We start from the raw sequence: 20,593 nt of genomic DNA, 5'->3' as shown, positions 1-20,593 counted from the left end.
TTCCAATCAGCGGGAAGCGAAGCGCCGTTCAAGGCGCTGCGTGAAACGGGACACGGGATAGCAGAACAGGAAGAACGCCATCAGGACGGTGAGATAGACCACGACGGTGAAATCGTTGCGCTGCACTGCGGTGCTTGCATCGGTTGCGGCGTGGAGAAGCTCATGCACGCCGACCAGCGAGGCAAGCGCCGTGCCCATGGTGATGGAGGCGTAAAGGTTCATCCACGGCGGCAGCGAGCGCTTCACGCATTGCGGCAGGATGATCCAGCGCAGCGTCTGGTTGCGCGAAAACCCGAGGCCCTGCGCCGCTTCCCATTGTGCAGTGGGAATGGACTGGATGGCGCCTCGGGTGATTTCGGCGATGTGGGCGCTGGCCGGAATCGCAAGCCCGACCACGGCCTTGATCCAGTCTGGAAACGGAATGTAGTTGCCGAAGGCGACGATCTCGAAGGGGAAGATGTAGGTCGCGGCGAAAATCAGCACCAGATGCGGGGCGTTGCGGAAGATTTGCACGTAGGTGAGCGCCGGCGCGCGCACGAGGCGATAGGGCGCAAGCTCCATGATGCCAAGCACGACGCCGATGATGGTGCCGATGGCAATCGCCAGGATGCTGATCAGCACATTCATGGCAAAACCCTTGCCGAGATAGGGCAGCCATTCTAGCAGCACCTGTCCGAGCGAGGGATCGAGAACCAGCCACAGCACGACGGCAACCAGCACGCCGCACAGAAGAATGGTGCCGAAAGGCAGCTTCTTCGCCGCCTGTGTTGGAGAGACCACCGCGCTCATTGACCGAACCCCGGAACCGCAAGACGCCGCTCAAGCCACAGGCCCGCCCTTGCGACGATGAAATTGATGACACTGAAAAAGATGAGGATCACCAGCATCAGTTCGACCACATTGTCGCGCTGCGTCCAGATCAGGATCGAGGCATAGGTGATTTCACCGACCGCAATCGCCGAGCCGACGGTGGTGAGCTTCACCAGATTGATGAGATTGTTGATTATGGAAGGAAGTGCCGTGCGGATTGCCAGCGGAAATTCCACGTAACGTAAAATCTCGAAAGAGCTGAAACCGATGGCGCGTGCCGCCTCGATGGTGGTAGCCGGCACCGCCTCGATACCGCCGCGCAAGGCTTCCGCATGGAAGGCGGCAACGTGCAGGCCGGTGATGGCGACGACCCAGAAGAACGGGGTGAGCGGATTGTTCTGCGCGCCGCCGAGCGCGTTTGAAATCAACATGTTGAGCACAAGGAAACCACACATCAGCTGCACCAGCGTCGGCGTGTTGCGGGTCAATTCCACATAGGCGCGCACCGGACCGGCGAGCCAGCCTTTGCCTGACGTGAGCATGGCGGCGAAAATGAAGCCGAAAACGAGGCTGAGCGGCAGGGTGACGGCGACGAGGATGAGCGTCATCTTCATGCCGTCGAGCCAGATCTGAACCTCGTAGCCGCTGTTCAGAAAGTCATAGTTGAGGCCTATATGCGCGGCCAACTCTATGAAACGCGCTGTAAATCCATCCTGCATCGGATATCCATGCTGTTGTCGCGGCTGCCGCCCGGCAGGCGGTGCCAGAATGACCTGTCTTGCTATAAAGCAGAAAAGAACGGCGGGCGAAACCGGCCGTTCTCAGTGGTGAGGGGAAATCTCCGTGACGGCAGATGCCCCTACGACATGCCGGTCCCCCGGACCAGGTCCGGGGTGACGGAGCAAGCGGGATTGCCCAGCCTTTACTGCGCCGCGGAGAGCTTCGTCTTCTGCTCTTCCATGAAGCCGATGCTCGGCAGGCGGTTGGCCTTGGCGAATTCGATCATTTTGCCGGAAGCGTGCAGCTCCTTGACGATCTTGTCGAGCGCAGCCTGCGTGTCGGCCTCGCCCTTGCGCAGCCAGATGACGGAGTCAGAAGGGATAAGGTCGGTGGGGATCAGGATGCCGTAATCCTTCCACTCATCGGCGCGGTCCTGAAGCATCAGGCTCAGCGTGCCGTTGACGTGCACGGAGACATCGCAATTGCCGCCCTTTAGCGCGAGCAGCGATTCCGGCTGGCTCGGCAACGCCTTTACCTGCGCGCCATATTGCTCGATCAGCGGCTGGGTGTAGTTGGAGCCCTGCGACACGCAGGCAATCTTGCCCTTCAGGTCCGGCCAGTCCTTGATGCCCGAGTCCTTTCGGCCGATGGCTGCGCCGCCCTGGCGGTCATAGGGGGTGGGCACGTAATCGAGCGTTTTGGCGCGCTCTTCCGTGTACTGCATGTTGGCGATCAGAATATCAACCTTGCCCTGCTGCAGGAACTGCACGCGGTTGGGCGGGGTCACGGTTTCGGTCACCAGCTCCACACCGAGACCGGCGGCCAGTGCCTTTGCGACGTCGATGTTGAGGCCCTTCTGCTCCTGCGTCTTCGGATCGATGAAGCCGAAAGGCGCGCCGGACAGGATGACGCCGACGGTGAGCTTGCCGCGACCCTTGATACGGTCGAGCGTCGCATCCGCGTGAGCGGCGGTGGCCATCGAAGCGATAACGACGGTTCCGGCGATGAGTTTTGCGGCAAATCTGGAGAAGGAGAGGGCCATGGGTATTTCCTTTTGGTTGTGGGTGGAAACTACATGAGGCGTCCGTCGAGAGCGAGAATTGGCGTTGCGCAAAAAATCGTATAAATAAAATCGTGTTCCAATAAGTTCTCTGGTGAGAAAAAATAACCTAATAATTTGAAATCGTAGAATCTTGTTCTTACGGTGGCGGGGTTCGGCGCTTTGGCATATCCTCGCCACGGGGCGAGGATATGCTGGCTATGCCTGGGCATTTTGAGCGCCCTTCTCCCGAAGAGCGCTCCCACATCGTTACCGACCGGCGTTATAGGCCGCGATCGCCGCCATATTGACGATGTCGCTGTCCTTGGCACCCATCGAGGTGATCTGCACCGATTTGTCGAGGCCGACGAGAAGCGGGCCGATGACGGTCGCGCCGCCCAGTTCCTGTAGCATCTTGGTGGAGATCGAGGCGGAATGGATGGCGGGCATGACCAGCACGTTGGCCGCACCGGAAAGGCGGGCAAAGGGATACTGGCTCTGCATGCGATGATGGTTCAGCGCCACATCGGCCGACATTTCCCCGTCGACCTCGAAATTGACGTTGCGCTTGTCGAGGATTTTCACCGCTTCGCGCACCTTGTCGGAGCGTTCGCCAACCGGCTGGCCGAAGGTGGAATAGGCGAGCATCGCTACACGCGGTTCGTAGCCGAAACGGCGGGCGAGACCGGCTGCTTCTTCGGCGATATCGGCAAGGTCTTCGGCAGACGGCATGTCGTGCACAGCGGTATCTGCCACGAAGACCGTTCGGTTGCGCGACACGACCAGAGAAACGCCGATGACACGGTGGCCGGGTTTGGTGTTGATGCAGCGGCGGATATCCTCGAGCGCCGTGGAATAGTTGCGGGTAACGCCGGTGACCACGGCGTCCGCATCGCCCATCGCCACCATGCAGGCGGCGAAATGGTTACGGTCGTTGTGGATCAGGCGCTGCACGTCGCGCAGCAGGAAGCCGCCGCGCTGCAACCGCGCATAGAGATAATCGACATAGGCATCGACGCGGCTGGAAAGGCGGGCATTGGTGATCTCTATATTGGCGCGGTCGAGATCGATGCCGGCACGCTCCGCATTGGCCTTGATGATGTCGTCACGGCCGAGCAGGATGGCGGTGCCAAGCCCCTGCGCGGTAAACGAGATCGCTGCGCGCATCACCTGTTCTTCTTCCGCTTCGGCGAAAACGACCCGCTTCGGAGAGCGGCGCACACGCTCGTAAAGGCGCTGCGTGGTCGACGCCATGGGGTCGCGGCGGGCGGAAAGCTCGCGGGCATAGGCATCGAGATCGGGCAATTCGCGGCGAGCGACGCCGGTTTCGATGGCGGCCTTGGCCACGGCCACCGGAATGGCCGAGATCAGGCGCGGATCGAAGGGAACGGGAATGATATATTGCGATCCGAAGCGTGGGCGGTTGCCCTGATAGGCGGCGGCCACATCATCCGGCACATCCTCGCGGGCAAGATCGGCCAGCGCCTGTGCAGCGGCAATCTTCATTGCGTCGTTGATCTGGCTTGCACGGACATCGAGCGCGCCGCGGAAGATATAGGGAAAGCCGAGGACGTTGTTGACCTGGTTCGGATAATCCGAACGCCCGGTCGCCATGATGGCGTCGTCGCGGATGCGGGCGACTTCTTCCGGGGTGATTTCCGGGTCAGGGTTGGCCATTGCGAAAATGATCGGCTTCGGCGCCATGGAGCGGATCATCTCTTCGGTGAAGGCACCCTTCTGCGACAGGCCGAAGACGACATCCGCGCCCTTCATGGCCTCAGTCAGCGTGCGGTTGTCAGTCTTTACCGCATGGGCGGATTTCCACTGGTTCATGCCTTCGGTGCGGCCCTGGTAGATCACGCCCTTGGTGTCGCAAAGCGTGATGTTTTCGGGGTTGAAACCCATGGCCTTGATGAGGTCCATGCAGGCGATGGCAGCAGCACCTGCGCCGTTACAGACGAGCTTCGTCGTCTTGAAGTCTCGGCCAGTCAGTTCGATGGCGTTGATGAGACCGGCGGCGGCGATGATGGCGGTTCCGTGCTGGTCGTCATGGAAAACGGGAATGTCCATCAGCTCGCGCAGGCGGCTTTCGATGATGAAACATTCCGGCGCCTTGATGTCTTCCAGATTGATGCCGCCGAAAGAGGGGCCAAGGTAGCGCACGCAATTGATGAATTCGTCGGCGTCTTCGGTATCGACCTCGAGATCGATGGAATCCACATCCGCAAAGCGCTTGAACAGAACGGACTTGCCTTCCATGACAGGCTTGGAGGCGAGCGCGCCGAGATTGCCGAGACCGAGGATCGCCGTGCCGTTGGAGATCACTGCTACCATGTTGCCGCGTGTCGTATAATCGTAAGCGGTCGCCGGATTTTCGGCGATGGCTTTAACCGGCACGGCCACTCCCGGCGAATAGGCAAGCGACAGATCCCGCTGAGTCGCCATCGGCTTGGTCGGGGTGATTTCCAGTTTCCCCGGTCTGCCTTGCGCGTGGAAATCCAGTGCTTCCTGATCTGTAACCGATGTTCTGGGGCTGGCGGGCTTCGTCGTGTCGGACATGGGCTGAGTGTGCTTTCGTGTCGATAACAGTGCAAAAATATCCGTCGTTGTTATTGTATTTTTCGCGCGCGTGCCAAGCGTTGAATGTTGTTCAGTGCACCAAATTTAGCCGTGGCGAAATTTGTGGCCGATTCAATCGATTAAGTGCGTATTGTCGGCATTATAGGTGGGACTGGTAGGCCTGCCGTACCATATTCACGAAGGCCTCCACGTGGAGGGCAAGCGGACCGCGTCTGACGACCAGCACGCTATCTGACCAGGCATCGGCGCTTTCGAGCGGCACACCTGTGATGCCCCTTGTGGAGCGCACGGTGCTTTCCGGCAGAATGGAAATTCCCGCGCCAGCTTCCACGAGGGCAAGGATGGTGTTGACGTTAGCGATGCGCATGCCGATTTCCGGCTCACAGCCTGCATCCTCGAAAAGGGAAAGCGCGCTGCTGCTGAGCCCCAGGCCGATCTCGTCCACCGGCAGCAGCAGTTTTTCCTGCACGATATCGCCAACCGAAACTCTGGGGCGGGAGGCGAGCGGATGGCGCTCCGGCAGGGCGACGCACAGTTTGGAGCGGTCGAAGGGCATGGCCCGCAAGCTCTGCGGCAATTGGGGCAGGGGTGCGCGAATGAAAGCGACGTCTGTCTTGCGCGTCGCCACCTGCTCGATCAATTGTTCCATCGTCATGCCGGGCAGGAGTTCAAGCGTCACCTCCCTGTGGTCGTTGCCATAGCGGGTGATCAGCGCCGGCAATTTTCGTTCCGCCATTACGCTGGTGCCGAAGCCGATGCGCAGCGTGCCGAGCTGGCCGCGCCTGATCTGGTGTGCCTTTTCCAGCGCGCCCTTGGTGCGGGCAAGAATTTCCTCCGCATCTAGCAGCATCGACTGCCCAGCCGGCGTAAGTTCCACACCGCGGTTGACACGGAGGAAAAGCTTGAAGCCCAGATTCTCTTCCAGTTGCCGGATACGCTGCGTTACGGCTGGTTGGGCGATGCCCAACTGCAAAGCGGCCGCGCGGAAATTTTTGGCCCTTGCGGCTTCCACAAAAATGGCGAGCTGGCGAATATCCATCGGCGGAGAGGTCTTTGTGTTGTAGGTGTTGATATGGTATAAGCGCAGCTTATCAAAAATGCCCGTCTTGCGCATTGTCATCTTGTCGCAGGCGACGTTATACCGCACCGAGGTTTCGGTCGCCCAGTGCCCGCATGCGGGCCTCTGCGATACGAACTTGGGAGGATTTGTTCGAGCACATTGTCCGCCGTCCATTGGGGCCGGCGATAAACTGCAGTGAATGGGTCAAAATGACAGTCACCACGGAAGTCTCCCCCACCATTGTTCCCCATTTCGCCTCGTCGCCTTCAGCGCATCTTCGCTCAGCCGTAAGTGCGGCGGACTGTCTGGCCTGAGCCGGGCATTGAAAGATCATCGGGCGTCAGCCTTCGCGGCGGCTCTCCTAACCGGATATTTAATTTCATGAGTAAACCAGCAACCTCAACGTCGCTTGCAGCCAGATTATGGCTCTTCGTGCTCGGCGCCGTCATTGTCGCTGCGGGACTGTTCTTCGCCATTGGCGGCGGGCAGCTCGCAACACTCGGCGGCAGCCTCTATTTCGTCTTGGCGGGTATCGCGCTGATCGTCTCCGGCTTGCTTATTCTCCTGCGCAAGCCTGCCGGCGCGCTCCTGTTCGGCCTTGTCTTCATCGTTAGCGGTGTTTGGGCAGTGTGGGAAGCCGGACTGCACTTCTGGCCGCTCATCTCCCGCCTGCTGGCGTTGGGCGTGGGCGCCACGGTGGTTGCGCTCTCCTATCCGCTGCTGCGGCGCGCGGCTGGCAAGACGCCTGCTTACGGCGCGTCCTTTGCCCTTGCTGGCGTTCTGGCCATTGCGTCCGCTGCCGGTTTTGCCGGCATGTTCGTGCCGCATCCGACCGTCGCCTTCAAGGGTGAGGTTGCTGCACTGACGCCGGTAACGCCGGAAAAAGAGCAGAAGAACTGGGAACATTACGGCAATACGGCGGGCGGCAGCCGCTTTGTTGCGCTTGACGAAATCAACCGCGATAACGTCAAGAACCTTGAGGTGGCATGGACCTATCGGACCGGCGACATCCCGATCAGCCCCGGCGCGAACGGTGCGGAAGATCAGGAAACGCCGCTTCAGGTCGGCGACACCGTGTTTGTGTGCACACCGCACAACAATGTCATCGCGCTCGACGCCGATACCGGCGCGCAGAAGTGGAAGACCGAAATCAACGCCAAATCCACCGTCTGGATGCGTTGCCGTGGTCTCGCCTATTTCGATGCCAAGGCGCCGCTGAAGCAGCCGACCGCTCCGGGCGCAACGCCTGTCACCCCGGCGATCGTAGCCGACGGCGCGCTTTGCCAGCGCCGCATTCTCATGAACACCATCAACGCGGAACTCATCGCGCTCGACGCCGACACCGGCGCGTTTTGCCCGGATTTCGGCACCAATGGCCGCGTCGATCTGAAGATCGGTCTTGGTGATGCGCCGGACCCGCAATATGTGCTGACATCGGCCCCCACACTGGCCGGCACCACCGTCGTGGTCGGCGGACGTATCGCTGACAACGTACAGGTGGATATGCCTGGCGGCGTGATGCGCGGTTTCGACGTTGTGACGGGTGAGCTTCGCTGGGCTTTCGATCCCGGCAACCCTGAAATCACCAAACTGCCGCCCGAGGGCCAGACCTACACCCGTTCCACGCCGAACGTCTGGGCATCCATGTCCTACGATCCGGAGCTGAACACGGTCTTCATGCCGGTAGGCAGCCCCTCGGTCGATCTTTATGGCGCGACGCGCACACCGCTCGATCATAAATACGGCGCTTCCATGCTGGCGCTCGATGCCACGACCGGCCGCGAAAAGTGGGTCTACCAGACGGTTCATAACGACCTATGGGACTTCGACGTGCCGATGCAGCCGAGCTTCGTCGATTTCCCGAAGGCTGACGGAACGACCGTTCCGGCTCTGGTCTTCGGCACCAAGGCCGGTCAGATCTATGTGCTGGACCGTGCGACTGGCCAGCCGCTGACCAAGGTGGAAGACGTTCCGGTCAAGGCCGGCAACATTCCGAATGAGCCATATGCACCAACGCAGCCGCGTTCGGTGGGCATGCCGCAAATCGGCGCGCAGACGCTGACGGAAGCCGATATGTGGGGTGCCACCCCTTTCGATCAGCTTCTGTGCCGTATCGCTTTCAAGGGCATGCGTTATGAAGGCCTCTATACGGCGCCGGGCACTGACCTCTCCCTCGCCTTCCCGGGCTCGCTCGGCGGCATGAACTGGGGCGGCATCTCGACTGACCCGACGACCAACACAATCTTCATCAACGACATGCGCCTCGGCCTGTGGATTGAGATGAAGGAAGCTGCTCCCACCAAGGCAACGGCAAGCGGCGGCGAAAGCGTCAATACCGGCATGGGCGTCGTTCCCATGAAGGGCACGCCCTATGCGGTGAACAAGAACCGTTTCCTGTCTGCTCTCGGCATTCCCTGCCAGGCTCCACCCTATGGCTCGATGACTGCGATCGACATGAAGACGCAGCAGATCAAGTGGCAGGTTCCTGTCGGCACCGTTGAGGATACCGGTCCGCTTGGCATCAAGATGGGTCTGCCGATCCCGATCGGCATGCCTACGCTCGGCGGAACGCTTGCCACCCAGGGCGGTCTCGTCTTCATCGCCGGCACCCAGGATTATTATCTGCGCGCCTTCGATACGGCGACCGGCAAGGAAGTCTGGAAGGCCCGCCTTCCTGTCGGCAGCCAGGGCGGCCCGATGAGCTACAAGTCTCCGAAGACAGGCAAGCAATATGTCGTCATCTCGGCCGGCGGTGCACGTCAGTCTCCTGACCGTGGCGACTACGTGATCGCTTACGCGTTGCCGAACTGATCCTGACAGTTCATCGCTCTGAAAACGGAAATCCGGGCCATTCGCCCGGGTTTTTCTTTGCGGCCTGTCAAAGCCACTGAACTACCTTTGCGCGGAACCTCACCCTGTGGGTTGCGTTAGCAAAACGGGTCCGACATTCACCAAGCTTTCACAAGGCGAACTTATGAGCTTGCGCTTATCCGCCCGTGAATCGATGATGGCAGCATTGGTAAATATGTATATTGTCCGGCCCGCCGGGAATTTTTTAAAGTTGGAAAGGTTTTTATTGTGACGGAACAATCTCGAAAGATCACGCCGGTTCTTCTTGCTGGTGGGGCGGGATCACGGCTTTGGCCGGTATCGCGCGATCAGTTGCCCAAGCAGTTCCAGCCGCTGGTCGGCAATCTTTCGACCTATCAGCAGACACTGACGCGCGTGGCCGACAAGGCGCTTTATGCCGAGCCGCTGGTGATCACCAACGAGGATTTCCGCTTCTTCGCCCGCCGCCAGGCTGAGGAGATCGATCTTCCGGCGACGGTGGTTCTCGAACCCGCCCGCCGCGACAGTGCCGCCGCCATGGCCGCTGCCGCCGTGCTGGCCGAGCGCCGGGAGCCGGGATGCCTGGTGCTGGCGCTCGCCGCCGACCATGTGGTGCTGGATGCCGACAAATTTTCAGAGTCCGTGAGGCTTGGCGCCAAGGCCGCCGATCAGGGCAATATCGTCGTTTTCGGTCTGGTGCCAACCGAGCCGCGCACCTCTTACGGCTACATCAAGCCTGGTGAAGCAATTGATGGTGAGGCTGACCTGAGCATCGTCGAGGCATTCGTGGAAAAACCGGATGTGAAGACGGCAATCTCCTATCTGGAGAAGGGTTATCTCTGGAACTCCGGCAACTTCCTGTTCCGTTCCGACGTGATGATTGCCGAACTCAAGGCATTCGCGCCGGAGATTCTTGCGGCAGTAACGCAGTCGGTCGAACAATATGAAAGCGACCTTGGCTTCGTGCGCCTGCATCAGGCGAGCTTCGAGGCCTCGCCGAAAAACTCCATCGACTATGCGGTGATCGAGAAGACCAAGCGCATGGCGGTGGTGCACGGCCATTTCCGCTGGTCGGATATCGGCAGCTGGGACGCGATCTGGGAAATCGCCGACAAGCATGGCAACGACAATGCGCTCGAGGGCGACGGCGTCTTCATCGATTCCGAGGGCTGCCTGATCCATTCCACGCAATTGCTGACGACCGTGGTGGGGGCAAAGGATCTGGTGGTGGTGGCTACCAAGGATGCGGTTCTGGTGGTGCCGAAAAACCGGGTGCAGGACGTGAAGGGCCTGGTGGAGACACTGAAGGATGGCGAACACGCGCCGCGGACGCAAGCACACAGGCGAGTGTATCGTCCATGGGGTTACATCGAACATATGTATGTGGACGAGCGCTACCGCGTGGGCCACATCACGGTTGATCCTGGCCACCGCATCTCGTTCCAGAAACACTATCACCGCTCGGAGCACTGGATCATCGTCAAGGGCACGGCAACCGTAACGATTGGCGACGAAACCCGGCTGCTGACGGAAAACCAGTCCGTCTATATCCCGATTGGCCAACCGCACCGGCTTGCCAATGAGGGGCAGATTCCGCTTGAGTTGGTCGAAATCCAGACCGGCGCCTATCTTGGCGAAGACGACGTCATCCGCATCGAGGATGATTATAAGAGGCATTAGGACTGCTGCCCGCACCGAAGCGGCATTTTATCCCGGCCGGCGAGGCCGGGATGATAAATCCCTGACTTATCTGTCGGCTCGACGGATCAGGAGACAGTTGCATTCACGCAGTGGGCGAAAGCGTGGGAAAGCATCGCTGCTTCCAGCCCGCGACGCCAGAACAGCCACCCGAACATCAGTCCGGGGATAAAATTGCCGAGCATGACACTGACAATCAGCAATGGTTGCGGATGAACGGTAATGGCAAAAAGGAAGGGCAGGTGGCCCACGGCAAAAAGGGCCGCTGCGATGACAATGGCAGTCCACAGCATGACCGGCTGGACTTGCCCCTTGCCCACTATTCGCCAGAGCGCCCATGCGAATAATGCCATCAAGCCCCATCGGGTCAGCAGCTCCTCCGTTATGCCGCCATAGAGAAGCCGGGTGACAAGTGGGACTTCAAACGCCGCCATTTTTTCCATGGTTGCCGTATCGGTGAAGGCAGGCAGGATCACAGACCAATAAGCGACCATCAACAGGCCGACGAGAAGACCCGTCAGCAAAGCTGCTGGGGCTTGCCTGCGCAAGACTGGCCCGAACCCGGCTCCTTTCAGCCAGGCATCGATCAGCGGAGTGCCGAGCCCGAGTTTGCCGGCGAGCGCTTGACCCGTCGCCACCGCAGCAATGATCAGGACTGCCTGCTGGACGAGCATCACAACCCGTATCGTGAAGGAAAGATCCTGTCCCGACGCCAGCCGTTCGAACGGTGCGAGCAAAAGCGATAACACGCCCGCCAGACCGATCATCAAAAGAATGTGCCAACGTTTCACGATCGCTCACCTTATGTTTGCCCGTCCATGCGGGCTTGGCACTCTGTGCGCAGGAACCGACGCCAAAGTCGGAGGACTATGAAGATACTACGTTGCCTGCGGGATTACCGGTGCGCAGTCTTTGTCGTGCCATTCGGCGTCCTTCCAATTTCCCAATCTTCTTTCTCAACAAAATCTAGCCGTTCGGCACGTTTGTATCTGCTCGAAACAGCGCGGCGAGCTGCGGCGAGATTCATTTTTTAGGCGGTTGCCTAATCAAAAATCTTCGCTTACGTTCCAACTGCAACGTTTCAGTGAGGGAGGAGACTCATGCGAATGCGCTTTATTTCTGCGGCCTTTTTGGCCAGTGTTATGATTCCGGCGGGTGTCGCTGGGGCTACCGATCTTGAAGTTACCCATTGGTGGACATCGGGCGGTGAAGCCGCTGCCGTTGCCGAACTTGCCAAGGCTTTTGATGCCACCGGCAACAAGTGGGTGGACGGCGCTATTGCCGGTTCGGGCGGCACCGCCCGTCCGATCATGATCAGCCGTATCACCGGCGGCGACCCGATGGGTGCCACCCAGTTCAACCATGGCAGACAGGCGGAAGAGCTGGTGCAGGCCGGCCTGATGCGCGACCTGACCGACGTTGCCGAAAAGGGCAAGTGGAAAGACGTCATAAAGCCGGCAAGCCTGCTCGACAGCTGCACCATCGACGGCAAGATCTATTGCGCGCCGGTCAACATCCATTCCTGGCAATGGCTGTGGCTTTCCAACGAAGCGTTCAAGAAAGCGGGCGTCGAAGTTCCCAAGAACTGGACTGAATTTGCTGTCGCAGCACCGGCACTGAAAAAAGCCGGCATACAGCCGCTCGCGCTCGGCGGTCAGGCATGGCAGGCCAATGGCCTGTTCGACACGTTGACGCTTTCGATCGGCGGCAAGGATCTTTATCAGAAGGTCTATGGCGACAAGGATGCCGAAGCAGCGGCCGGTCCCGACATGGCCAAGATTTTTGCGGCCGCCGTCGAGGCCCGTGACATGGCCAAGGGCACCAATGTTCAGGACTGGAACCAGGCCACCAACATGGTCATAACAGGCAAGGCCGGCGGCCAGATCATGGGTGACTGGGCGCAGGGCGAGTTCCAGCTTGCCAACCAGAAGGCGGGTACCGACTACACTTGCCTGCCGGGTCTCGGCCTTAACGACTATCTCACCACCGGCGGCGACGCCTTTTATTTCCCGCTGCTGAAGGATGAAGCAAAGTCCAAGGCGCAGGACGTTCTGGCTGCAACCATCGTCGATCCTAAAACGCAGGTGGCTTTCAACCTTAAGAAAGGCTCGCTGCCGATCCGTGGCGACGTCGACCTCAATGCGGCCAATGATTGCATGAAGAAGGGTCTGGAAATTCTGGCCAAGGGCAATGCGCTGACCAGCACAGACCAGCTGATTTCTGCTGATACGCAGAAGCAGAAAGAAGACCTGATGGCAGAGTTTTTTGCCAGCGCGATGACTGCAGAAGATGCACAGAAGCGCTTCGCCGGCATCATCGGTTCCGCTGACTAACCGCAACCTCTTGTGCGGCGGGTGGCATCCATCCGCCGCAAGCTCCCTGCGGGATGCGTAAACGCGCAAGCCCGGAGGATTGGGGCAAGGTCTTTGAGACCTTGCCTGGCTATCAACGGCAACGTTACAGGAGGGTCATCCATGGCGGGTCTAGCGCGCTCCGGCCGCCCCAACCAGCTTTTCCGCAATCTCAATTCGAAGATTGCTTCCATTCCCATGATATTGACCGCCGTCGTGATTTTTCTCGGCGGAACGGTCTGGACGGTGATTTATTCATTCACCAATTCCAAGCTTCTGCCACGTGCAAGCTTCATCGGTTTCGACCAGTATGAGCGGTTGTGGGCCGCGCCGCGCTGGATCATTTCCATCCAGAATCTGGCGATCTACGGCATTCTGTCGCTGATCTTCAGTCTGGTGATCGGCTTCGTGCTGGCGGCGCTGATGGATCAGAAGATCCGTTTCGAGAACACCTTCCGCACCATCTTCCTTTATCCCTTTGCTCTGTCGTTCATCGTAACCGGCCTTGTCTGGCAATGGCTGTTGAACCCGGAATTCGGCATTCAGTCCGTGGTCCGCTCGATGGGGTGGGAAAGCTTCACCTTCGACCCGCTTTATAACTCCGAGATCGTTATCTACGGCATCCTGATCGCGGCGCTCTGGCAGGGCACGGGGCTCGTCATGTGCCTGATGCTGGCCGGTCTTCGCGGCATAGACGAGGATATCTGGAAGGCGACGCGCGTCGACGGCATTCCGATGTGGAAGACCTATATCCTCATCATCATTCCCATGATGCGGCCGGTCTTCATCACCACGCTTGTCATTATCGCGAGCGGCATCGTCAAGGTGTACGATCTGGTGGTGGCGCAGACCAGTGGCGGACCGGGCATCGCATCCGAAGTGCCGGCGAAATATGTCTATGACTACATGTTCCAGGCGCAGAACCTGGGGCAGGGCTTTGCCGCCTCCACCATGATGCTTCTGACCGTCGCCATTATCGTCATTCCATGGGCGTACCTCGAATTCGGAGGCAAGAAACGTGGCTAATATCAGCACATTGAACACGGTCGCCGCCGCAACCGATGCGGTTGCCACGGACCTTTCCGGTCCCCGCGGCAAGAAGCCGAAAAAAACGTTTTCCCGCCGCAACATCATTCTCTATGGCACACTGTTTGTCGCTGCCGCCTATTACCTGCTGCCGCTTTACGTGATGGTTGTCACCTCTCTGAAGGGTATGCCGGAAATACGGCTCGGCAACATTTTCGCGCCACCGGTGGAAATCACCTTCGAACCCTGGGTGAAAGCCTGGGCGAATGCCTGCACCGGGCTGAACTGCGACGGGCTTTCACGCGGCTTCTGGAACTCGGTACGCATCCTCATACCGTCGGTCGTGATCTCGATCATCGTGGCTTCCGTCAGCGGTTACGCCATCGCGAACTGGAAGTTCAAGGGTTCGGAACTGTTCTTCTCGATCCTCATCATCGGCGCCTTCATCCCCTATCAGGTAATGATCTACCCGATCGTCATCGTGCTGCGCGAATTGGGCATTTATGGCACGCTGACCGGCCTCGTGATCGTGCACACGATTTTCGGCATGCCGATCCTGACGCTGCTCTTCCGCAACTATTTTGCGTCGCTGCCGGAGGAATTGTTCAAGGCGGCACGTATTGATGGCGCCAATTTCTGGCAGATCTATTTTCGCATCATGCTGCCCATGTCGCTGCCGATCTTCGTCGTGGCGATGATCCTGCAGGTCACCGGCATCTGGAACGACTTCCTGTTCGGTGTCGTGTTCACGCGGCCGGAATATTACCCGATGACGGTGCAGCTCAATAATATCGTCAACTCCGTGCAGGGCGTGAAGGAATACAACGTCAACATGGCTGCAACCCTTCTCACCGGGGCCGTGCCTTTGATTGTTTATTTCGTCTCCGGCAGGCTTTTCGTCCGTGGCATCGCCGCAGGCGCAGTAAAAGGTTGAGTTATATGAACAAAAGCGTTTCCATTCGCGATCTTTCCCTGTCCTTCGGTGCCGTTACCGTCCTGAAAGACCTCAATCTCGATATTTACGACGGCGAGTTCCTCGTGCTGCTCGGCTCTTCCGGCTGCGGCAAGTCGACACTTCTCAATTGCATTGCGGGCCTTCTGGAGCCAACCGACGGGCAAATCTTCATCAAGGACCGCAACGTTACCTGGGAGGAGCCGAAGGATCGTGGCATCGGCATGGTGTTCCAGTCCTATGCGCTCTATCCGCAGATGACGGTGGAGAAAAATCTCTCCTTCGGCCTTCAGGTCGCCAAGGTTCCGAAAGAGGAAATCGACCGGCGCGTCAAAAGGGCGGCGGGCATATTGCAGATCGAACCACTCCTGAAGCGCAAGCCCGCCGAGCTTTCCGGCGGCCAGCGCCAGCGCGTGGCGATCGGCCGGGCGCTGGTGCGCGATGTGGATGTGTTCCTGTTCGATGAACCGCTTTCCAACCTCGATGCCAAGCTGCGCTCGGAACTGCGCGTCGAGATCAAACGGCTGCACCAGGCGCTGAAAAACACCATGATCTACGTGACACACGATCAGATCGAGGCGCTGACACTGGCTGATCGTATCGCCATCATGAAAAGCGGCGTCATCCAGCAGCTTGCCGATCCCGTCACCATCTACAACAAGCCAAGGAACCTCTTCGTCGCGGGCTTCATCGGTTCGCCCTCGATGAATTTCCTGCGTGGCGAATTGATCGAGAAGGACGGCAAGGTGGTCTTCACCACCAACGGCGTCACCTTCTCACTGGATGGTTATCAGCCGGAGGCGCCGCTTGTAGCCGGTCGTGCCGTGGTTCTCGGTGTGCGTCCCGAACATGTGCGCGTCGATGCCGACATCGTCAGCGGCGAGGTGCATGAGGCGATCGTTGACATCGAGGAGCCGATGGGCGCCGACAATCTGATCTGGCTCAAACATGCCGGTCATACCCTGTCCGTGCGCGTTGGCGGCCACAGGCGGTTTGCGCCGGGCACCCGGGTTCGCCTCGGCCTAGACCTCACCATGGCCTCGCTGTTCGACGCACAGAGCGAAGAGCGGCTTTAGGAAGGGCCCCGTTTTACCCCCAACACCATCCCAAGCACCCACATCTCTATGGAGGAGATAATGACAGAACTCGGTTTCCAGCTTTACAGCGCCCGCAATTTCCAGCCGTTTTCCAATATTTTGAAGAAGCTTTCGGCGGCTGGTTACAAACAGGTCGAAGGTTACGGCGCCATGTACGCCTCGCTTGATGACGCTGGGTTGAACAGCCTGCGCTCCGAACTCGATGCCAATGGTCTTGCCATGCCGACCGGCCATTTCGGCCTCGACCTTCTCGAGGGTGATCCGAAAAAGGCTCTGAACATCGCCAAGGTTCTGGGCGTGGAAGCGATTTATTGCCCGTACCTGATGCCCGACCAGCGCCCGGCGGACGCGGCTGGTTGGTTCGCCTTCGGCAAGCGCCTGCAGGAAGCGGGTAAACCATTCGTGGATGCCGGGCTGACCTTCGGCTGGCACAACCACGATTTCGAGTTCAAGGTGCTCCCGGACGGCTCCACCCCGCAGGAGCAGATTTTTGCCGGCGGACCGGACCTGAAATGGGAAGCGGATATTGCCTGGATTATCAGAGGCAATGCCGATCCGCTCGCCTGGATCGAAAGCTACGGCAAGCGCATCACCGCCGTGCACGTGAAGGACATCGCACCATCAGGCGAAAATACGGATGAGGACGGCTGGGCGGATGTCGGCCACGGCACGGTGGACTGGAAGGCCCTTGTGGCAGCACTGAGGGCAAAATCCGCCACGAAACATTTCGTGGTCGAACACGACAATCCCAAGGATATCGATCGGCTGATCACGCGCTCCATCGCATCCTTCAAAACCTATTGAGCATCAATCCGGAGTTTTCATCATGCAAAGGGAACTGGGCGTCGGCATCATCGGGTGCGGCAACATCTCGTCTGCTTACTTTTCGCTGGCACCGCTCTTCAAAGGCATCAAGGTGCTGGCCTGCGCCGACCTTAACCGCAATGCGGCGGAACTGAGGGCAGAAGAATTTGGTGTCACGGCGCAGTCGATCGAGGAACTCCTCGCCAACAAGGACATCGACGTGGTGGTGAACCTCACCATTCCCGCCGCGCATTTTCCCGTGTCGAAAGCGGCACTCGAGGCGGGTAAACACGTCTATTCGGAAAAGCCGCTGGTGCTTTCGCTGGAGGAAGGCGAGGAGTTGCGGCGCATCGCCCGCGAGAAGAACCTTTCCGTTGGCTGCGCGCCTGATACTTTCCTTGGCGGCGCGCATCAGCTTGCCCGGCAATATATCGACGAGGGCAAGGTCGGGCGCATCACCTCCGGCACCTGCCATGTGATGAGCCCCGGCATGGAGATGTGGCACCCCAATCCGGGCTTCTTCTTCCTGAAGGGGGGCGGGCCGATCCTCGATCTTGGCCCCTATTATGTGGCGAACCTCATCAACCTCATCGGCCCGGTCAAGCGCGTTGGCGCACTGACATCAATGGCCAACCCCACCCGAACGGTGACCAGCCAGCCGCTGAACGGCGAGATCATCCCGGTAGAAACGCCAACCAACATCCATGCGCTTCTGGAATTCGTGAACGGAGCAACGATCACACTTTCGGCCAGTTGGGATGTGTGGTCGCATCGCCACGCCAATATGGAACTTTACGGTACGGAAGGATCGATCTACGTGCCGGACCCCAACTTCTTCGGCGGTGTGGTGGAGGCGAGCGGACGCGACAAAAATATCCAGCCGCTGGAAGACTGGGCGCATCCCTTCGGCATTGCCAACCAGGAAAGCCCGAATGGCCCGCGCGCCAACTATCGCACGGCAGGCCTGGCCGATATGGCGATTGCTATCCTTGAAGGCCGCGATGCCCGCTGCTCGCTGGATCGCTCCCTGCACGGTATCGACGTGATGACCTCCATCCTCAAATCCGGGGAAGAAGGCCGCTTCATCGAGATGACCACAACCTGCACGCAGCCGGCAGCACTCGGCATCGAGGAGGCGCAGGCGCTGCTGCGCTGAGCCCGGTTTATCGAAAAAAAAGAGCCCGGCGCACTGCCGTTTTGCCGGGCTCCTTCCGCTCCGCCGCATCATGGCGGGCTTCGTGTCTCAAAAGCCAATGAAAAAACCAAGCCAGCGTGCGACGGTCGTGACCATCCAGATCAGGAAAACGAACGGGGCGATCCCTATCGTGGCGACGAGCGTCGCGGAGGCCACGAAAAGTAAGACTGCAAGATTGCGCCTGAGCCCTGGGCGTCTGTTGCCGAGTGCCTTATCCATGACGCACGGTAGCCATCAGCCCACGAATGGTAAGGGTGACATAAAGCGTGCCTGCCAACGCCATCAAAATGCCAGAGCCGATGGAGCTGAGATCGCTTAGCGAAAAGAGGAACATAGAATCGGCCGCCATCGGCAACATCCTTCAAGAACTGCAACGTTCAATCCGTTCTAGATCAAGCCGGTTTCCCGCTTATGTCGCGATTGTTTCGTCTTGTTGCTGCGGCGGGGCAATTTCGTGGATTGCGCGGAATTTCCGCTATTTCCGCAAAGCCCTTCACAATCGCTTCGCTTTGGTTTAAAGCCGCCCCCGTAATCCGGTCGCAGCCCACCCGGTCAAAACAAGGGATCCCAACGTATGAAAACCATCGTCATCTGCTCCGGCGGATTGGACTCCGTTTCGCTTGCGCACAAAATCGCGGCGGAACATGAACTTCTCGCTCTTGTCTCCTTCGATTACGGCCAGCGCCACAAGAAGGAGCTGGATTTCGCAGCCGACTGCGCAAAACGTCTCGGCGTGCCGCATCATGTCATCGACATCACAACCATAGGCGCGCACCTCACCGGTTCCGCGCTGACGGACGATATCGAAGTGCCGGACGGACATTATGCGGAAGAGACCATGCGCTCCACGGTGGTGCCGAACCGCAACGCCATCATGCTGACCATCGCCTTCGGCCTTGCCGCCGCCCAGCAGGCGGATGCGGTGGCGATCGCCGTGCATGGCGGCGACCATTTCATCTATCCCGATTGCCGGCCGGGCTTCATCGACAGCTTTAATGCCATGCAGGCGCATGCGCTGGAAGGCTACGCAGACGTTACCTTGTTTGCGCCCTATGTCACCGTCTCCAAAGCGGCGATTGTGACTGACGCGGTGAAATACGGCACCCCATTTGGCGAAACCTGGTCCTGTTACAAGGGCGGCTCTCGCCATTGTGGCCGTTGCGGCACCTGCGTGGAGCGGCGCGAGGCCTTCCATCTGGCAGGTGTTACCGATCCTACGGACTATGAGGACCCGGATTTCTGGGTGGCGGCCACCCATGCTTATGCGGCACAGGAGGTGCGTTGATGTTTCGCATCACCAAGGAGTTCCATTTCTCCGCCTCTCACCAGCTGAAAAGCCTGCCCGCCGACCATCAGTGCGCCCGCCTGCACGGGCATAATTACATCGTTGAGGTCGAACTATCAGGCGAGGAGCTGAACGAGCACGGTTTCGTGCGTGATTACCACGAACTCGCGCCGCTGAAGCGCTACATCGACGATCATTTCGATCATCGCCACCTGAACGACGTTCTCGGCCATGACCGGGTGACAGCAGAATGTCTGGCGAAGCACTTTTACGATTGGTGCAAGACGAGCCTGCCGGAAACCAGCGCCGTGCGAGTGAGCGAAACCGCCAAGACCTGGGCGGAATACCGGCCATGACGGCGGCTGCACAGAAAGTTGCAGCGAAGGAAACAGCGATCCGCATCAGCGAAATCTTCGGCCCGACCATTCAGGGCGAGGGTTTGCTGATTGGTCTGCCTACCGTTTTCGTTCGCACTGGCGGCTGCGATTACCGCTGCTCCTGGTGCGATACGCTGCATGCCGTCGACAGCGAGTATCGCGACACATGGAAACCGATGTCCGTCGAGGCGATCTGGCAGGAGGTGCGACGGCTTTCCGGCGGTGTGCCGCTGACGGTGTCGCTTTCGGGCGGCAATCCCGCCATCCAGCCCCTTGGGCAACTAATCGCGAAGGGGCAGGGCGAGGGCTATAGGTTCGCGCTGGAAACGCAGGGCAGCATCGCAAAAGACTGGTTTGGCGATCTCGATCATCTGGTGCTGAGCCCGAAGCCACCATCGAGCGGCATGGAAACCGACTGGCAGGCCTTTGAAGACTGTCTTGCCGCCGCCGGCGATGGACCGCAGGTGGCGCTGAAGATCGTGGTGTTTGACGATGCGGACTATGCTTATGCCAAGGCTGCATCGGCCCGTTTCGCGCATTTGCCGATTTACCTCCAGCCCGGCAACCACACCCCGCCGCCGCCTGATGACGACAACGCGCGTGTGGATATCGATGGGATCATGGATCGCATGTTGTGGCTGGTGGACAAGGTCAGCGAAGACCGTTGGTTTTCCGCCCGGGTGCTGCCGCAGCTGCATGTGCTCTTGTGGGGGAATAGGCGAGGCGTTTGAGGTAGTACCTCCGTCATACAGCGCTAGATTCGGGGTGAC

General features: G+C 59.3%; 18 protein-coding genes. 11 read left to right on the top strand and 7 right to left on the bottom strand.

The features are described from left to right. Positions 1-6: 6 nt before the first annotated feature. From ASD46_RS11955 to ASD46_RS11935, 5 genes are all read right to left on the bottom strand, one after another. Positions 7-789: an amino acid ABC transporter permease gene (locus tag ASD46_RS11955; RefSeq protein ID WP_013761604.1), complete on the bottom strand. Its 783-nt coding sequence runs from the start codon at positions 787-789 to the stop codon at positions 7-9. Then, entirely contained in the window at positions 786-1,529 is a 744-nt protein-coding gene (locus tag ASD46_RS11950) for an amino acid ABC transporter permease (protein ID WP_003510965.1), read from the bottom strand. Before ASD46_RS11950 ends, ASD46_RS11955 begins: the two co-directional genes overlap by 4 nt. Positions 1,530-1,732: 203 nt before the next feature. Continuing rightward, the gene (locus ASD46_RS11945; RefSeq protein WP_003510963.1) at positions 1,733-2,572 is read right to left on the bottom strand and encodes a transporter substrate-binding domain-containing protein; all 840 of its coding nucleotides are present in this window, start codon (positions 2,570-2,572) and stop codon (positions 1,733-1,735) included. Between the two features lie 267 nt (positions 2,573-2,839). Then, positions 2,840-5,128 (bottom strand): NADP-dependent malic enzyme, encoded by a 2,289-nt coding sequence (locus ASD46_RS11940; RefSeq protein WP_003510961.1) that lies wholly within the window; start codon positions 5,126-5,128, stop codon positions 2,840-2,842. Between the two features lie 160 nt (positions 5,129-5,288). After that, on the bottom strand, positions 5,289-6,263 hold the full coding sequence (locus ASD46_RS11935) for a LysR family transcriptional regulator (protein WP_025595631.1): 975 nt from the start codon (positions 6,261-6,263) through the stop codon (positions 5,289-5,291). 327 nt (positions 6,264-6,590) lie between these two features. Between ASD46_RS11935 and ASD46_RS11925 the strand changes: the two genes are divergently transcribed. Both ASD46_RS11925 and ASD46_RS11920 read left to right on the top strand, forming a co-directional pair. Continuing rightward, positions 6,591-9,020: a glucose/quinate/shikimate family membrane-bound PQQ-dependent dehydrogenase gene (locus ASD46_RS11925; protein ID WP_060642293.1), complete on the top strand. Its 2,430-nt coding sequence runs from the start codon at positions 6,591-6,593 to the stop codon at positions 9,018-9,020. Between the two features lie 267 nt (positions 9,021-9,287). Continuing rightward, complete coding sequence (locus ASD46_RS11920) at positions 9,288-10,718, top strand: mannose-1-phosphate guanylyltransferase/mannose-6-phosphate isomerase (protein ID WP_025595636.1); 1,431 nt, start codon at positions 9,288-9,290, stop codon at positions 10,716-10,718. Between the two features lie 86 nt (positions 10,719-10,804). Here ASD46_RS11920 and ASD46_RS11915 read toward each other — a convergent pair whose 3' ends face one another. Further along, complete coding sequence (locus ASD46_RS11915) at positions 10,805-11,503, bottom strand: CPBP family intramembrane glutamic endopeptidase (protein ID WP_323455117.1); 699 nt, start codon at positions 11,501-11,503, stop codon at positions 10,805-10,807. A 333-nt stretch (positions 11,504-11,836) separates the two neighbouring features. Between ASD46_RS11915 and ASD46_RS11910 the strand changes: the two genes are divergently transcribed. The 6 genes from ASD46_RS11910 (at position 11,837) to ASD46_RS11885 (ending at position 18,122) form a co-directional block, all read left to right on the top strand. Beyond that, entirely contained in the window at positions 11,837-13,069 is a 1,233-nt protein-coding gene (locus ASD46_RS11910; RefSeq protein WP_060642291.1) for an ABC transporter substrate-binding protein, read from the top strand. Positions 13,070-13,210: 141 nt separating this feature from the next. After that, positions 13,211-14,113: a carbohydrate ABC transporter permease gene (locus ASD46_RS11905; RefSeq protein WP_003510951.1), complete on the top strand. Its 903-nt coding sequence runs from the start codon at positions 13,211-13,213 to the stop codon at positions 14,111-14,113. Further along, positions 14,106-15,047, top strand: coding sequence for a carbohydrate ABC transporter permease (locus ASD46_RS11900; protein WP_003510950.1), 942 nt, complete (start codon positions 14,106-14,108; stop codon positions 15,045-15,047). Before ASD46_RS11905 ends, ASD46_RS11900 begins: the two co-directional genes overlap by 8 nt. A 5-nt stretch (positions 15,048-15,052) precedes the next feature. Next, a complete protein-coding gene (locus ASD46_RS11895; protein ID WP_003510949.1) occupies positions 15,053-16,141 on the top strand; it encodes an ABC transporter ATP-binding protein in 1,089 nt (362 codons plus the stop codon). Positions 16,142-16,201: 60 nt separating this feature from the next. Beyond that, the gene (locus tag ASD46_RS11890; protein WP_013761597.1) at positions 16,202-16,966 is read left to right on the top strand and encodes a sugar phosphate isomerase/epimerase family protein; all 765 of its coding nucleotides are present in this window, start codon (positions 16,202-16,204) and stop codon (positions 16,964-16,966) included. A gap of 22 nt (positions 16,967-16,988) precedes the next feature. Beyond that, positions 16,989-18,122: a Gfo/Idh/MocA family protein gene (locus ASD46_RS11885; RefSeq protein WP_003510945.1), complete on the top strand. Its 1,134-nt coding sequence runs from the start codon at positions 16,989-16,991 to the stop codon at positions 18,120-18,122. A gap of 250 nt (positions 18,123-18,372) precedes the next feature. Here the strand turns inward: ASD46_RS11885 and ASD46_RS27470 are convergent, their stop codons facing one another. Then, positions 18,373-18,510, bottom strand: a complete 138-nt coding sequence (locus tag ASD46_RS27470; RefSeq protein WP_013761595.1) for a hypothetical protein — start codon at positions 18,508-18,510, stop codon at positions 18,373-18,375. Positions 18,511-18,735: 225 nt separating this feature from the next. On the opposite strand from ASD46_RS27470, the gene queC reads away from it, so the two are divergent. From queC to queE, 3 genes are read left to right on the top strand one after another with little or no spacing between them, the layout of a single operon-like run. Next, the gene (gene queC, locus ASD46_RS11880; protein ID WP_035199463.1) at positions 18,736-19,446 is read left to right on the top strand and encodes a 7-cyano-7-deazaguanine synthase QueC; all 711 of its coding nucleotides are present in this window, start codon (positions 18,736-18,738) and stop codon (positions 19,444-19,446) included. Beyond that, on the top strand, positions 19,446-19,802 hold the full coding sequence (gene queD, locus ASD46_RS11875; protein ID WP_003510937.1) for a 6-carboxytetrahydropterin synthase QueD: 357 nt from the start codon (positions 19,446-19,448) through the stop codon (positions 19,800-19,802). The genes queC and queD overlap by 1 nt, the downstream gene beginning before the upstream one ends. Then, on the top strand, positions 19,799-20,554 hold the full coding sequence (gene queE / locus ASD46_RS11870) for a 7-carboxy-7-deazaguanine synthase QueE (protein ID WP_060642290.1): 756 nt from the start codon (positions 19,799-19,801) through the stop codon (positions 20,552-20,554). Before queD ends, queE begins: the two co-directional genes overlap by 4 nt. The last annotated feature ends 39 nt before the right edge of the window (positions 20,555-20,593 follow it).

Origin of the sequence: Rhizobium sp. Root491 (assembly GCF_001427205.1) — a bacterium.
Classification (GTDB): Bacteria; Pseudomonadota; Alphaproteobacteria; order Rhizobiales; family Rhizobiaceae; genus Agrobacterium; species Agrobacterium tumefaciens.
The sequence above is the reverse complement of the archived record's forward strand: the minus strand, read 5'-3'. Positions and strand labels throughout refer to the sequence as shown.

Coding starts and splice junctions, on each gene's coding strand:
- ASD46_RS11955 (WP_013761604.1), bottom strand. CDS start 789: ATGAGCGCGGTGGTCTCTCCAACACAGGCGGCGAAGAAGCTGCCTTTC.
- ASD46_RS11950 (WP_003510965.1), bottom strand. CDS start 1,529: ATGCAGGATGGATTTACAGCGCGTTTCATAGAGTTGGCCGCGCATATA.
- ASD46_RS11945 (WP_003510963.1), bottom strand. CDS start 2,572: ATGGCCCTCTCCTTCTCCAGATTTGCCGCAAAACTCATCGCCGGAACC.
- ASD46_RS11940 (WP_003510961.1), bottom strand. CDS start 5,128: ATGTCCGACACGACGAAGCCCGCCAGCCCCAGAACATCGGTTACAGAT.
- ASD46_RS11935 (WP_025595631.1), bottom strand. CDS start 6,263: ATGCGCAAGACGGGCATTTTTGATAAGCTGCGCTTATACCATATCAAC.
- ASD46_RS11925 (WP_060642293.1), top strand. CDS start 6,591: ATGAGTAAACCAGCAACCTCAACGTCGCTTGCAGCCAGATTATGGCTC.
- ASD46_RS11915 (WP_323455117.1), bottom strand. CDS start 11,503: ATGATCGGTCTGGCGGGCGTGTTATCGCTTTTGCTCGCACCGTTCGAA.
- ASD46_RS11910 (WP_060642291.1), top strand. CDS start 11,837: ATGCGAATGCGCTTTATTTCTGCGGCCTTTTTGGCCAGTGTTATGATT.
- ASD46_RS11905 (WP_003510951.1), top strand. CDS start 13,211: ATGGCGGGTCTAGCGCGCTCCGGCCGCCCCAACCAGCTTTTCCGCAAT.
- ASD46_RS11895 (WP_003510949.1), top strand. CDS start 15,053: ATGAACAAAAGCGTTTCCATTCGCGATCTTTCCCTGTCCTTCGGTGCC.
- ASD46_RS11890 (WP_013761597.1), top strand. CDS start 16,202: ATGACAGAACTCGGTTTCCAGCTTTACAGCGCCCGCAATTTCCAGCCG.
- ASD46_RS11885 (WP_003510945.1), top strand. CDS start 16,989: ATGCAAAGGGAACTGGGCGTCGGCATCATCGGGTGCGGCAACATCTCG.
- ASD46_RS27470 (WP_013761595.1), bottom strand. CDS start 18,510: ATGGCGGCCGATTCTATGTTCCTCTTTTCGCTAAGCGATCTCAGCTCC.
- queC (WP_035199463.1), top strand. CDS start 18,736: ATGAAAACCATCGTCATCTGCTCCGGCGGATTGGACTCCGTTTCGCTT.
- queD (WP_003510937.1), top strand. CDS start 19,446: ATGTTTCGCATCACCAAGGAGTTCCATTTCTCCGCCTCTCACCAGCTG.
- queE (WP_060642290.1), top strand. CDS start 19,799: ATGACGGCGGCTGCACAGAAAGTTGCAGCGAAGGAAACAGCGATCCGC.